The 14,031-nt window shown below is 57.9% G+C and carries 12 protein-coding genes; 8 read left to right on the top strand and 4 right to left on the bottom strand.

The annotated features are described in order from the left end of the window. The first annotated feature begins 187 nt into the window (after positions 1 to 187). Genes QZT71_RS03325 through QZT71_RS03315 form a run of 3 tightly spaced genes read left to right on the top strand, consistent with a single transcriptional unit; the run spans position 188 to position 2,623 of the window. The gene (locus QZT71_RS03325) at positions 188 to 1,129 is read left to right on the top strand and encodes a DUF368 domain-containing protein (protein WP_295912414.1); all 942 of its coding nucleotides are present in this window, start codon (positions 188 to 190) and stop codon (positions 1,127 to 1,129) included. A 3-nt stretch (positions 1,130 to 1,132) separates the two neighbouring features. Further along, the gene (locus QZT71_RS03320) at positions 1,133 to 1,870 is read left to right on the top strand and encodes a shikimate dehydrogenase (RefSeq protein WP_295912413.1); all 738 of its coding nucleotides are present in this window, start codon (positions 1,133 to 1,135) and stop codon (positions 1,868 to 1,870) included. Between the two features lie 27 nt (positions 1,871 to 1,897). After that, complete coding sequence (locus QZT71_RS03315; protein WP_295912411.1) at positions 1,898 to 2,623, top strand: energy transducer TonB; 726 nt, start codon at positions 1,898 to 1,900, stop codon at positions 2,621 to 2,623. A gap of 75 nt (positions 2,624 to 2,698) precedes the next feature. On the opposite strand, the gene QZT71_RS03310 is transcribed toward QZT71_RS03315, so the two are convergent. Continuing rightward, positions 2,699 to 2,908 (bottom strand): DUF2007 domain-containing protein, encoded by a 210-nt coding sequence (locus tag QZT71_RS03310; RefSeq protein ID WP_295912408.1) that lies wholly within the window; start codon positions 2,906 to 2,908, stop codon positions 2,699 to 2,701. A gap of 125 nt (positions 2,909 to 3,033) precedes the next feature. Between QZT71_RS03310 and dnaE the strand changes: the two genes are divergently transcribed. From dnaE to QZT71_RS03295, 3 genes are read left to right on the top strand one after another with little or no spacing between them, the layout of a single operon-like run. Next, positions 3,034 to 6,690 carry a DNA polymerase III subunit alpha gene (dnaE, locus tag QZT71_RS03305; RefSeq protein ID WP_295912406.1) on the top strand — a complete coding sequence of 1,219 codons (3,657 nt, stop codon included), beginning with the start codon at positions 3,034 to 3,036 and terminating at the stop codon, positions 6,688 to 6,690. Positions 6,691 to 6,719: 29 nt separating this feature from the next. After that, positions 6,720 to 7,034 (top strand): thioredoxin, encoded by a 315-nt coding sequence (trxA, locus tag QZT71_RS03300; RefSeq protein ID WP_295912404.1) that lies wholly within the window; start codon positions 6,720 to 6,722, stop codon positions 7,032 to 7,034. Further along, positions 7,035 to 8,030: an aldose 1-epimerase gene (locus tag QZT71_RS03295; protein ID WP_295912401.1), complete on the top strand. Its 996-nt coding sequence runs from the start codon at positions 7,035 to 7,037 to the stop codon at positions 8,028 to 8,030. Positions 8,031 to 8,128: 98 nt separating this feature from the next. Here the strand turns inward: QZT71_RS03295 and QZT71_RS03290 are convergent, their stop codons facing one another. Further along, positions 8,129 to 8,647: a nitroreductase family protein gene (locus QZT71_RS03290; protein ID WP_295912399.1), complete on the bottom strand. Its 519-nt coding sequence runs from the start codon at positions 8,645 to 8,647 to the stop codon at positions 8,129 to 8,131. A 167-nt stretch (positions 8,648 to 8,814) separates the two neighbouring features. On the opposite strand from QZT71_RS03290, the gene htpG reads away from it, so the two are divergent. Together htpG and QZT71_RS03280 are read left to right on the top strand one after the other, a co-directional pair. Next, positions 8,815 to 10,875, top strand: coding sequence for a molecular chaperone HtpG (gene htpG / locus QZT71_RS03285; protein ID WP_295912396.1), 2,061 nt, complete (start codon positions 8,815 to 8,817; stop codon positions 10,873 to 10,875). Between the two features lie 157 nt (positions 10,876 to 11,032). Beyond that, on the top strand, positions 11,033 to 12,913 hold the full coding sequence (locus QZT71_RS03280; RefSeq protein ID WP_295912394.1) for a thioredoxin domain-containing protein: 1,881 nt from the start codon (positions 11,033 to 11,035) through the stop codon (positions 12,911 to 12,913). Positions 12,914 to 13,107: 194 nt separating this feature from the next. Here QZT71_RS03280 and QZT71_RS03275 read toward each other — a convergent pair whose 3' ends face one another. Together QZT71_RS03275 and QZT71_RS03270 are read right to left on the bottom strand one after the other, a co-directional pair. Continuing rightward, positions 13,108 to 13,596: a GNAT family N-acetyltransferase gene (locus QZT71_RS03275; protein WP_295912392.1), complete on the bottom strand. Its 489-nt coding sequence runs from the start codon at positions 13,594 to 13,596 to the stop codon at positions 13,108 to 13,110. Positions 13,597 to 13,619: 23 nt separating this feature from the next. Then, entirely contained in the window at positions 13,620 to 14,030 is a 411-nt protein-coding gene (locus QZT71_RS03270) for a thioesterase family protein (RefSeq protein ID WP_295912389.1), read from the bottom strand. Position 14,031 lies beyond the last annotated feature (1 nt).

Here is a 14,031-nt window from a genome sequence, read left to right as displayed (position 1 = left end):
GCCAGCGCGCGTCCCGCTCCCGAGCCGGGGCCATGCAGTCGATGCCGCCCGTCCCGGCGGGAAAGGGCCGGGTACTGCCGGGCGGGATGCAGGTAAAAGTGCCCGGTGTGAAAAATACGTTTCATTTTGCCGCCTGCCGGCGGGAATACGCCAATAATTAGTATATTTGTCCCTAAAATCCGGTAAAATGAAATTCACGCAATACCTGTTGCTTACACTGAAAGGCTGTGCCATGGGCATGGCCGATGTCGTTCCCGGAGTTTCGGGCGGCACGATTGCCTTTATCTCGGGCATTTACGAAGAGTTGATCGAGTCGATCAAGAGCGTCGACGGCACGGCCCTGCGCCTGCTCGGGACGCTGCGCCTGAAAGAGTTCTGGCGCCATATCAACGGCCGTTTCCTGCTGCCCGTGCTGCTGGGCATCGGCATCGCCATCTTTTCGCTGGCCCGGCTGATGACCTACCTGCTTGCAAACCATCCGATCGCCATCTGGTCGTTTTTCTTCGGGCTGATTATCGCCTCGGCGCTGCTCGTGGCGAAGCAAATCGGCCGCTGGAACGTGCAGACCGTAGCAGCCTGCCTCATAGGCATTGCCGCGGCCTGGTGGATTACGGTCGCCACGCCCACCGAAACGCCCAACACATGGTGGTTCATCATGCTGTCGGGGGCCATTGCCATCTGCGCCATGATTCTGCCCGGCATTTCCGGGGCCTTTATCCTGCTGCTGCTGGGGAAATACCAGTTTATCATGCAGGCCGTCGGCGACCTGAATATCCCGGTGATTCTGATTTTCGTCGTAGGCGCAGTGGCGGGTATTATCAGTTTCTCGCACCTGCTGTCGTGGCTGTTGAAACACTGGCACGACGTCACGGTGGCCGTGCTGATGGGTTTCATGGTCGGTTCGCTCAACAAAGTGTGGCCCTGGAAAGAGGTCGTCGAAACCTATACCGACAGCCACGGCCGGATACAGCCGCTGGTCGAGGGCAACGTTACACCCGGCCGTTTCGAGGCCCTCACGCAGCAGGACGCCCTGCTGTCGGAGGCCGTGGTGCTCTGCATCGTGGGATTCCTCACGATTTACTGCATCGAAATCGCGGCGCGTATCATCGTAAAAAAACGGGAGGAGTAAGCCATGCGTCGTTTCGGACTGATAGGCTGCCCGCTGGGCCATTCGGCTTCGGCCGCCTACTTCGCTGCCAAATTCGCACGGGAGGGAATTACGGACTGTGCCTATGAGCTCTACGAGCTGCCCGAAATCGGTGCATTGGCACGCCTTTTGGCGGATGTGCCGGAGTTGTGCGGCTTCAACGTCACGATTCCTTACAAGCGCGAGGTCATGCCGCTGCTCGACGAGTTGTCGCACGACGCACGGATGATAGGTGCCGTGAACTGCGTGCGCCGCACTCCCGAAGGCCGGTTGACGGGGCACAATACGGACATTATCGGCCTGCGCGCCGCCCTCGGGGAGCTGCTGGGCGGTGACGAACCGGAACATGCGCTGGTGCTGGGCACGGGCGGGGCTTCGCAGGCCGTACAGTATGCCCTTGCCGAGCGGGGAATCCCGTTCGACCTCGTATCGCGCGATGCGTCGAAAGGCAATTACACCTACGACGATTTGCCGTGCGGGGTGGTGGAACAAAGCCGCCTGATTGTGAATGCGTCGCCCGTGGGCACCTACCCTGCCGTCGACGCTGCACCGCGTATCCCCTACGGTTACGTTACCCCCGGGCACTACCTGCTCGATTTGGTCTACAATCCGCCGCTGACGCAGTTCCTCGATTTCGGGCGGCAGCGCGGGGCGCACATCCTGAACGGCGAGGTGATGTTCCGCGAGCAGGCCGAAGCGTCGTGGCGGATATGGAATGAATAAGCGATATAATCAATAACGAGCGGAACGATGAAACGTACAGCGATTTTTTTGGCGGCACTGGCCCTGTGGTGCGGTGCCGCGGCGCAGGAGATTACGCCGCCCCGTTTCCAGGGTGCGGATGCCAAGCGCTTTATGGCGCGCCTGATCGGCGAGAGTGAGAAAATTGCGGTGGAGAAGCAGGTTCCGGCGTCGGATCTTTCGCCGCAGGTGGCAGTCGGGTTCACGGTGGACACCACGGGCACGGTGACCGAATGGCGGTTTCTGGACAACACGTGCGAGGGCCGGGACTATACCGAAACGGAGCCCGCGACGGCCCGGACGCGGGAAATTATGACCGAGGCGCTCGGCCGCCTCGAGAAATGGACTCCGGCGCAGAAAGCGGGCCGTCCGGCAACGTACAGCTGGCGGCTTACGATGCGCCTGCCCGTGGAGAAAATCGCAGGGAAACAGGAGGCCGACCCGTTGCTCTTCCTGGGTGAAGACCCCGGCAAAACGTTCCACGACTGGGCGCGGATACGGGTGCGCTACGACGAGCGGTTTTCGTCGCGCGGCGTGTCGGGTCTCGTGCACGTGCGTTTTTACATCGAGCCCGACGGGAGAATCACCATCGGCGAAGTCGTGCAGTCCCCCGACGACAAGCTGGCCAAAGAGGTCGTCCGCGTCATCAGGAACAGCAAGGGAAAATGGACGCCCCGCAAGGTGCGCGGCGTGCCGCAGCGCACGGCCTACGATTACCGGATTAATTTCACCTGACGGCCGGGCGGGAGCAGCGAACATAAAAAAAACGAACAGCAAAAAAAAGAGCCCCGCAACGGGGCTCTTTTATGTTTACCTGTGCCGCAGCATCGCTTTGGCCTTTTCAAGGTCCTCTTCGCGGACGACAATCTGGGCCGGCATGGTGCCTATGGGGTAAATGGCCGACATATATTCGTTGCGGATCATCGACCAGATGCCTGCGCTGTCGAGCATCGATTTGGCGATCTCGGCCTCTGTGATGGTGTTGTATTCCGCCAATACAACCATGGTTTCGTCTTGCATAATTTCTCGGTTTTGGTTGGATATCTAAAGTTAAGCATTTTGTTGATAAAATGCAATAGCCCTGCCACGAAATCTGCGGAAATATCGTTATCTTTGTTCAGCAATTTAAAGAGGAGTTTACCGCCATGCCTGATTTCGTCCACCTGCACGTACATACCCAGTATTCGATTCTCGACGGCGCCGCAGCCATCAAACCGCTTATCAAGCGGGCCAAGGCGCTCGGGATGAATGCCATCGCCATTACCGACCACGGCAACATGTACGGCGTCAAGAACTTCCACGACACCGCCACGGACGCCGGGGTGAAGCCGATTCTCGGCTGCGAGGTCTACGTGGTGAAGAACCGTTTCGAGAAGGACAAGGACGAGAAAGCCGGCGACCACCTGATCCTGCTGGCCAAGAACCTCGAGGGATACCACAACCTCTGCAAGATGGTCTCCTATTCGTTCACCGAGGGTTTCTATTACAAACCGCGTATCGACAAGCAGTTGTTGGAGCAGTACCACGACGGGCTGATATGCTGCTCGGCCTGCCTGGGCGGCGAGCTGCCGCAGGCCATCATGCACAACGACATGGAGGAGGCCGAACGCGTGGTACAATGGTTCAAGAATATTTTCGGCGAGGACTATTACCTCGAGTTGCAACTCCACCCCTCGGGCGATCCGCAGAAGGATGCCGACGTTTACGAAAACCAGTTGCGGGTGAACAAGGCCATTCTCGAGCTGTCGGCCAAATACGGCGTCAAATACATCTGTTCGAACGACGTGCACTTCATCCTCGCGGAGGATGCCGTGGCGCACGACCATCTGATATGCCTCAATACGGGCCGCGATTTGGACGACCCGAACCGTATGCGCTACACGTTCCAGGAGTACCTCAAGTCGCCCGAGGAGATGGCGGCGCTCTTTCCCGACCATCCGGAGGCGCTGGCCACCACGCTCGAAATCGCCGACAAATGCGAGGACTACAAACTGACGCACGCCCCGCTGATGCCGAACTTCCCGCCCCCGGAGGACTTCCCCATCGACCTCGCGGAGCTGCGCGAGTCGTTCGTCAAGAAGATAGAGGACGAAGAACTGCTGGCGAAGATTACCGCCTGCGGTACGGTCGAAGAACTGGAACAGCTCGTGGCGAACGACAAGGAGCTGTCGGACAGGCTGATGGTCGCCAAGCAGTATTGCTACCTCAAAGACCTGACCTACAAGGGCGCCCACAGGCGTTACGGCGAGGTGCTCGCCGAAAATGTGGAGGAGCGCATCAAATACGAGTTGAAAACCATCGAGTGGATGGGATTCCCGGGTTACTTCCTGATTGTGTGGGACTACATCCGCGCCGCCCGCGAAATGGGCGTGTCGGTAGGCCCGGGCCGCGGCTCGGCAGCCGGTTCGGTGGTTGCCTACTGTTTGAAAATCACCAATATCGACCCGCTGAAATACGATTTGCTGTTCGAGCGTTTCCTCAATCCCGAGCGTATCTCGCTGCCGGATGTCGACGTGGACTTCGATGAGGACGGCCGCGCCGACGTGCTGCGCTACTGCGTGCAGAAGTACGGACAGAAGCGTGTGGCGCAGATTGTGACGTTCGGCACGATGGCCCCGAAGATGGCCATCAAAGATGTCGCGCGCGTGCAGAAACTCGCCCTTTCGGAGAGCGACCGCCTGTCGAAGCTGGTGCCCGACAAGGTGACGCCCGACAAGAAGCACGGCGAAACGCCGTTCGATTTCGTATACAAGGAGTCGCCCGAACTGGCTGCCGAGCGCGAGTCGCCCAACCAGCTGATACGCAACACGCTCAAATATGCCGAGAAACTCGAGGGCTCGATTCGCCAGACGGGTGTGCATGCCTGCGGCGTAATCATCGGGCAGGACGATTTGGAGAAGTTCGCACCGATGGCCATTGCCAAGGACGCCGAGCTGAACGTCGTGGAGTTCGAGGGCAAGGAGGTCGAGAGCGTCGGCCTCATCAAGATGGACTTCCTCGGCCTGCGTACGCTGTCGATTATCAAGGACGCCGTGGAGAACGTCAAGGCGGTGCACGGCGTCGACGTGGACATCGACGATATTTCGCTCGACGACGCCCCGACGTACGAGGTTTTCGCCCGCGGCGACACCACCGGCCTGTTCCAGTTCGAGTCCCCGGGTATGAAAAAGCACCTGCGCAACCTGAAGCCCAACCGGTTCGAAGACCTCATCGCCATGAACGCCCTCTACCGGCCCGGCCCGATGGAGTACATTCCGAACTTCATCGCCCGCAAACACGGGCAGGAGCCGGTGACCTACGAGATTGCCGACATGGAGGAGTATTTGAGCGATACGTACGGCATCACGGTCTACCAGGAGCAGGTCATGCTGCTGTCGCAGAAACTTGCCGGTTTCACGGGCGGCGAGGCCGACACGCTGCGCAAGGCCATGGGTAAGAAGAAACGCGACGTGCTGGACAAGATGAAGCCCAAGTTCATCGAGGGGTGTAAACAGCGCGGACACGACGAAAAGATATGCGACAAAATCTGGGGCGACTGGGAGGCTTTCGCATCCTATGCCTTCAACAAGTCGCACTCGACCTGCTACGCCTACGTCGCCTACCAGACGGGGTACCTGAAAGCCCACTACCCTTCGGAGTTCATGGCGGCGCTGTTGAGCCGAAACCTCGCGGACATCAAGCAGCTCACGCTCTACATGAACGAGTGCAAGCGCATGGGCATCCGCGTACTCGGCCCCGACATCAACGAGTCGATGCGCACCTTCTCGTCGAACAAGTCGGGCGACGTGCGTTTCGGGCTGGGGGCCGTAAAGGGCGTCGGCGAGGCTGCCGTGGAGAGCATCATCGCCGAGCGCAACGCCAACGGCCGGTTCAAGGACATATACGACCTGATGGAGCGCGTGAACTTTTCGGCCGTCAACCGCAAATGTTTCGAAAACCTGGCTTACGCCGGCGGGTTCGACTCCATATCGGGTTTTCACCGCGGCAAATTCTTCGGCGCGGATGCGCGCGATAACACGGGCGTTACTTTCATCGAACAGCTGATGCGCTACGGACAGCGTTTCCAGGCCGAGAAGAACAACGCCCAGCAGAGTCTGTTCGGCGGCGGCGGACAGGTCGACATCCAGCGGCCCGTACTGCCTGCATGCGCGGACTGGAGCCAGTTGGAAACACTTGCCAAGGAGCGCGAGATGATCGGGCTTTACCTGTCGGCGCACCCGCTCGACGACTACAAAATCATCATCAACCACATGTGCAAGACGCAGCTCACGGAACTCGAGAACCTCGAGGCCCTCAAAGGCCAGGAAATCGCCGTGGCGGGTATGGTCGTCAGCGTGCAGAACCTGATTACCAAAACCGGCAAACCGTGGGGAAAATTCGTGCTGGAGGACTACAACGGCACGCACGAATTCGCGTTGTTCAGCAAAGACTACGAGAATTTCCGCAAATACCTCTTTTCGGATTACTTCCTCTTTATCCGGGGACGCGTGCAGCCCAAGCCCTACAACGACAAGGAGCTGGAGTTCAAAATCATCTCGATGGTGCAGCTTTCGGAGATGCGCGACACGATGATTAAGGAGATGAACGTACTGCTGCCCGTGCAGGACGTGACGCCGGAGCTGATCCGCAACCTGTCGGAGAAGGTGAAAGAGGCGCGGGGCGAAACCCTGTTCCGGATAAATGTCTTCGACCGCGACGCGCACGTTTCGTTGAGCCTCTTTTCGAAGAGCCACAAAGTGAGCCTCACGCAGTCGCTGGTATCGTATTTGGATGACAACGATATAAAGTATTCGATAGCATAAATCATATAAACAATTAAAATCCAATAATTATGGCTTTAGCAATCACAAAGGAGAATTATCAGGAGGTGCTCGCGTCGGAGCAGCCTGTCGTTATCGATTTTTGGGCCGAATGGTGCGGCCCCTGCCGCATGATAGCACCCATCGTGGACGAACTCGCCGCCGAGTACGAGGGTCGCGTCGTCATCGGCAAATGCGACGTCGAGGAGAACGACGAACTCACGATGAAATACGGTGTGCGCAACATTCCCACCATCATCTTCCTCAAGGGCGGTGAAGTGGTCGACAAACAGGTAGGCGCAGCATCGAAAGACGCACTCGTTGCGAAGATCGAAAAACTGCTCTAAATGCTTCGCAGCATAGACTGGTACGGGTTCCGGGCCGTGGAGTTCGCCAAAGGCGGCTATACGGCCCTGCTTGTGCCCGGCATGGGCGCCAACCTCGTGCGGCTGGCCCAGACGCAGTTGGGTGCGGAGATATTGCGCGCGCCTGTCACGGCGGACGAAGCCGACGAGTTCAAAAGGCGTCCGCATGTCTTCGGACTGCCGCTGCTGTTTCCGCCCAACCGCATTGCCGACGGGCGTTATACGTTCGAGGGGCGTGTGTACAAGTTCCCGATTACGATTGAAACCGAGCACAACTACCACCACGGAATCCTCAAAAGCCAGCCTTTCGCCGTATCGAAAGCATGGGAAACCGGGGAAGAGGTGCTGGTGGAGTGCCGCTACTATTCGAATGCGGGCAACGATGCGCTCTTCCGGGATTTCCCGCACGAATTCAAATGCAAGGTCGTCTACCGCCTCACGGCGCAGGGGTTGGAGCAGGAGGTGATGTTCGCCAACCGCAGCCGGCAGCCGATGCCCGTCGGCGTCGGCTTTCACACGCCGATGCGCATTCCTTTTGCCGGAGGTGCGGACAGCGACTACGTAATGCGCGTCGCAGTTGGAGATCAGATTGAACTGGACGGCCGCAAACTTCCGACAGGCAGGATGTTGCCACTATCGGAGCAGTTTGCCAAACTGCGTGACGGAGGCTTGCAGGTAACGGGATGTCCGCCGATCGAGGCGGCTTTCACGCTGCGCGAAATCGAGGTCGACGGCAGCCCGTTCCGGGGCGCTCTGGTCGAAAATGTCCGCACCGGAGTACGGACGTTCTATGAAGTGGATCACCAGACGACCTGCTGGACAATCTGGAACAACGGCGGCCGGGTGCCCTACTGCTGTCCCGAACCGCAGTCGTGGACGACCAATGCCCCGAACCTCGCCGACCCGGCAGCCGCAGGCTTCCAATCGATTGCCCCGGGCGACAAGTGGAGCATGAAGTTCCGGCTTTACGCGAAATAGCTATTTCGCCCCCGCATGCACGCCAACCGAAAAGAGGATATTCCGTCGGAATATCCTCTTTTCGGTGTTTTACAGACAGCGCCGTTTGGGTCCGCGGGTCAGAAATGCTCGTAAACGACCGTTTCCGACAGCGGCTTGCGGAGCATGTCGTGACGGTTCGGGTCAGCCGGGATGCCCGCGCCGTAGCCGACGAGCAGGATGTTTACGGGTTCGATATTGTCCGGAAGGCCGAATTCTTCGCGCACGGCTTCCGGCTTGAACATGCATATCCACAGGGTATCCAGTCCCTGCGAGGCGGCCGCCAGCATCATGTGGTCGGTGACAATCGAAGCGTCGATGTCGCCAATCATTTTATCGTCGTATTTGCGCGTCCATGCTTCGGACGTGTCGGCGCAGACGATAATGGCGCACGGGGCCCCGAAATCGCGCGTACAGCGGGCAAGGCGTTCCATGCCCTCCTGCGACTGTACGACGACAAGCCGCTGGGGCTGGCGGTTGGCTCCCGTGGGGGCGACGCGTCCCGCTTCGAGGATAACGCCGAGTTTTTCGGGTTCGACTTTGGCCGCCGTATACTTGCGGCAGGCATACCGCTTTTTTGCAAGGGTGAGAAAATCCATAGTGGTGGTGTTTTATACGACAAATATACAGCAATTTTTTTGCCGCCGCAACTTTTCTGCGGCGGGCTTTGTCATGCGGGACTGACAGTTTGGCAGGATTCGGGCGGTGGCACACGGTTTGTTGGTACAGGGACATACGAATCAAATTAAAATACAACGATAAAACTATGAAAAACGGAAAAATCGGAGTAACGACGGAGAACATATTCCCCGTTATCAAGAAGTTCCTTTATTCGGATCATGAAATTTTCCTGCGCGAGCTTATCTCCAACGCAGTCGACGCGACCCAGAAACTGAAGACCCTCTCGTCCATCGGCGAAATGAAAGGCGAACTGGGCGACCTGACGATTCGTGTGGCTGTGGACAAAGAGGCCAAAACACTGACCGTAACCGACCGCGGCGTAGGCATGACCGCCGAAGAGGTCGACAGGTACATCAACCAGATTGCCTTCTCGGGCGCCGAGGAGTTCATGGAGAAATACAAGAACCAGGCTATCATCGGCCATTTCGGACTGGGTTTCTACTCGTCGTTCATGGTGGCCGACAAGGTCGAGATATTCACCAAATCCTTCAAAAAGGACGCAAAGACCGTACACTGGAGCTGCACCGGAACCCCCGAGTTCGAGATGGAGGAGACCGACGAGGCCCGCGACCGCGGTACGACGATCGTCCTGCACCTGTCGGAGGACTCGTTGGAGTATGCCGAAAGTTCGAAAATCGAGGAGCTGCTGCGTAAATACTGCCGCTTCCTGCCGGTTCCGATTGCGTTCGGCAAGGTCAAGGAGTGGAAAGACGGCAAATACGTCGATACGGACAAGGATAACATCATCAACAACATCGACCCGCTGTGGACGCGCAAGCCCGCAGACATCACCGAAGAGCAGTACAAGGAATTTTACCACGAGCTCTACCCCATGAGCGACGAGCCGCTGTTCTCGATCCACCTGAACATCGACTACCCGTTCCACCTCACGGGCATCCTCTACTTCCCGAAGATTCACAACAACTTCGAAATCCAGAAGAACAAGATACAGCTCTACTCGAACCAGGTCTACGTAACCGACCAGGTCGAGGGCATCGTGCCGGAGTACCTCACGCTGCTGCACGGCGTGATCGACTCGCCCGACATTCCGCTGAACGTGTCGCGCAGCTACCTGCAGAGCGATGCGAACGTGAAGAAGATTTCGAACTACATCACCCGCAAGGTGGCAGATCGCCTGCAGGAGTTGTTCAATACGATGCGTGCGGACTACGAGTCGAAATGGGACGACCTGAAGATTTTCATCCAGTACGGCATCCTCACCGACGAGAAATTCGCCGAAAAAGCGCAGGATTTTATGCTCTGGAAGAATATCGAAGGCAAGTATTTCACGCCCAAGGAGTATCTCGAGAAAGTGAAAGAGAACCAGACCGACAAGAACAAGACGGTGGTGTTCCTCTATGTGGACGACCCCGTGGAGAAGCATACATTCCTCGAAGCGGCCAAAGGCAAGGGATACGATGTGCTGCTGATGGACGGACAGCTGGACAACCACTATATCAACTGGTATGAGTCGAAGAACAAGGACACGCGCTTCGTACGCGTGGACAGCGACGTGGTCGACAAACTCATCCAGAAAGAGGAAAACATTAAAATGTCGCTCACCGAGGCCCAGCAGGAGCTGTTGCGCCCCGTATTCGAAAGCCAGATGCCCCGGGACGAGAAGATTCACTACAACATATCGTTCGAAGCGATGTCGCCCGACGAGGCGCCGGTGGTCATCACGCAGAACGAATTCATGCGCCGTATGAAAGAGATGGCCGCAACGGGCGGTGGCGGTATGAGCCAGTTCTACGGCCAAATGCCCGACAACTTCACCATTGCGGTGAACGGCAACCACCCCATCGTCGCAGACATCCTCGCCGATGCCGAGAAGGCCTACGGCGACAAACTGAAGTCGGTTACCAAGAAAATCGATGCGGCCGTAGCCGAGGAGAAGCGTTTCGAGGAGGTTACCAAGGACAAGAAAGAGGAGGAGCTGACGCCGGAGGAAAAGTCCACGCGCGAAGAACTGTCGAAGAAAATCGTCACGCTGCGCGACCAGCGCGACCAGCGGCTGCGCGAGATCGGCGGTGAAAACCGGCTCGTGAAGCAAATTATCGACCTTGCGCTGCTCACCAACGGCATGCTCAAAGGCAAGAACCTGACGGATTTCATCCAGCGCTCGATTTCGCTGATCGAAAAATAGCACCCGCCAGGGGTTAATGAGGAGGGGAACCGCACGTTCGGGTGGCGGTTCCCTTTTTTTGTCTTTGCGGCGGGAGGCTTTCTTTCTCGGAAAAAGTTGCTCAAACAGGATAAAAAGGTTATATTTGTTTATACAACCACTTCTAAACCTTTTTCCCATGAAAAAATTATTGCTGACCGCTCTTGTCGCCGGTATGCTGCTTGCGTCCTGCACGCCCCGGAACCGTGTGGTCGAGAATCCCCTGATCGGGGCCGCGAACACCATGACGCTCGACATTCCGAAAATAGAATTGAGCGACACGGCGACCGTGCTGCACGTCGACGCCTATTTCCGGCCGCGCAACTGGATTCGCATCGACGCCGGGACTTACCTCGCAGCGGACGGGCAGAAATACATGCTGCAGGGCAGCGAGGGCATACAGCCCGATTCGCTGTTCTGGATGCCCGATTCGGGCGAAGCCTCGTTCGTGCTGAAATTCGGGCCGCTGCCCCGGGGAACGAAGTCGTTCGACTTCATCGAATCGGACTGCGACGACTGCTTCAAACTCTACGGCATCGACCTGACGGGAAAAACCGAGTATCCGCGCTATCCCGAAGGGCTGCCACGGGAATTGCAGAAGGCCCCGAAAGACGGTCCCGTGCCCGATCCGGTGCTTGCCGTCGGCAAAACGACCCTGAACATCCGCCTGCTCGGCTACCGGGAGGGCATGAACAGGGAGATAGCGGTATACGTCAATTCGCTGCTGAACGGGCAGAAGGAAAACATAGCGGCCATCGACCCGGAAAACGGTACGGCGACCGTCACGTTCGAACAGTACGGCACGGCAACGGCATTCGTCGTATACGGTTCGATATTCGGACAATGCTGGATTGCCCCCGGCGAAACCATCGATGTCTATATGGATTTGGGCGCGGGCGGCCGTGCCATCGTGCAGCGCAGGAACAAGGAGCGGGAGATGCCCGCCGTCCGCAAAATCTATACGACCGGAATGTATGCCGACCTGAACGCGCAGGCGGGCATGAATACCGGCAACGTATACAGCCTGAATTGCCTGGACGGCAATTTCGCGGACTACCGGATGAGCGCCGACGAATATACGCAGATGGTCGAATCGAAATACAGGGCCCTTGCCGACAGCATCGCCGGTAGCGGCATGTCCGGCATGATGAAAGAGATGTCGATGCTCGCATTGCAGCAGGAAGCGCTCGGCGCCATGACCAACGGCGGTTACCTGCTCGAGCACAACTACCGCTCGAAGAACAATCAGTGGGACCGCGGTGTGACGCTCGATTATAAGTTCGCCGAGCTCAAGCCGGAGCACTATGCGGCCATCAGCGAACTTTTCGATGTCGGCAATCCGAAACTGGTCATGGCGGAATCACTCTTCGACTACACGGGGGCCGTGCTGTCGGAAAATGTAGACTGGGCGGCCATTGCGAATGTGAAAGAGGGCGTTTTAGCCGATTTGCCCAAAATCGGCCGGCTGCCGTCCAAAGCGGAAAACAACGAACTCACACAGGAAGACCTCGATTTGCTCCACTCGCTCAAAGAACCCTTCTACGCCGAGGCGTGCGAAGCGATGCAGGCACGGGTGCGCGAGAAGCTGGAGGCGGTAAAGGACATACGCATCGAAACGACGCCGGATGTCGCCGTCGACAAACTTTTCGATGCGATCATCGCGCCCTGCAAGGGCAAGGTCGTCCTCGTCGATTTCTGGAATACGTGGTGCGGCCCCTGCCGCAATGCGCTCAAAGCCAACGAGCCGCTCAAGAGCGGAGAGCTGAAAAGCGACGATTTGGTGTGGATATATATCGCCAACGAAACCTCGCCGCTGGCGACATACAAGACCAGCATCGCCAAGATACAAGGCAGGCACTACCGGCTGAATCCCGAACAGTGGAGATATATCTGCGAGAAATTCGAAATCGACGGAATTCCCTCCTATGTGCTTGTGAACAGGGACGGCAGCTACAAACTGCGCAACGATTTCCGCAACCACGAAACGATGAAAACGACGCTCAAAGGGTTGCTCGAATAGGCGCGGCGCGGGACGGTTTTCATGCGGTATAACATCCGAAAACCGTCAGTACGCGACAGGCCATATTCGTGTCTGCAATCCCGATACCCGATAGGAAAGGCCGCCCCTTGCCGGGCGGCCTTTTTTTCAGTCAAACATACAGCGTCAGGCGCATCGGGCCGAATATCCTCGCCATTCGACCGGGGAACCGGACATTACCGCCGCCACCGTGACGCGCCGGACTCGCAGGGGCTGAATCCGGCCCTCTGCAGCACGCGCTGCGAGGCGAGGTTATCGGGGGCGGTTTCGGCTGTGACATGCCTTACGCCCGGCTGCTGCCCTGCCCATGTGCACAAGGCGCGCACGGCTTCGCTCATGTACCCCTGCTTTTCCCAACCCGGTTCCAGGCCGTAGCCGATTTCAATCTCCCCGTCGGCATTCGGCGCCCCTTTGAAACAGGCGGAGCCGACCACCTCGTTCCCGGCCCTCTCGATAAGGAGCCAGAATGTATGGAAGAGATAATGCTCCGCGTCTCCGGCTGCAACGGTGCGCTGCTTCTCGACAATCCGGCCAAACTCCCCGCAGGGCGGAGCCGGACAGCGGCATCCGAGTTCCCGCTCCAACGCAGGAACAGCGTGCAGCCACGAATCCAGCTGCGGGAGCGTCAGCGGAACAATCCGGAGCCTTTCTGTGAGCAGCTGCATGCGACGGCGGCGTTAAAGTCCCCCTATTCCGTCCATTTGCCGGCGACCAGCTGCATGAACCAGTCGGGAACGCGGCACGGACGGCGCGTGTCGCTGTGGATAAAGCCGAGCTGCGTCATGCCCGTATTGAGCAGTTCGCCCTTCTCGTTGTAGATTTCGTAAAAGAAATTGATGCGTGCCGCGGGCAGCTCTTTCAGCATGATGCGCACCGTGAGCAGTTCGTCGTAGTACGCAGGACGGTGGTATTTGGACTGCACTTCGAGAATCGGCATCATGATACCCCGTTTCTCGACTTCGGCGAATGACATGCCCAGCCAGCGGAGCAGCTCGCTGCGCGCGGCCTCGTAATAGCAAATGTAATTCGAATGGTGGCAGATGCCCATCTGGTCGGTGTGTTTGTACCACACGCGGATTTGGCAATCGTAAGAGAGCATA

It is taken from the genome of uncultured Alistipes sp., assembly GCF_902388705.1.
GTDB lineage: Bacteria > Bacteroidota > Bacteroidia > Bacteroidales > Rikenellaceae > Alistipes.
Note: the sequence above shows the minus strand (reverse complement) of the source record. Positions and strands in the feature narration are given on the sequence as shown.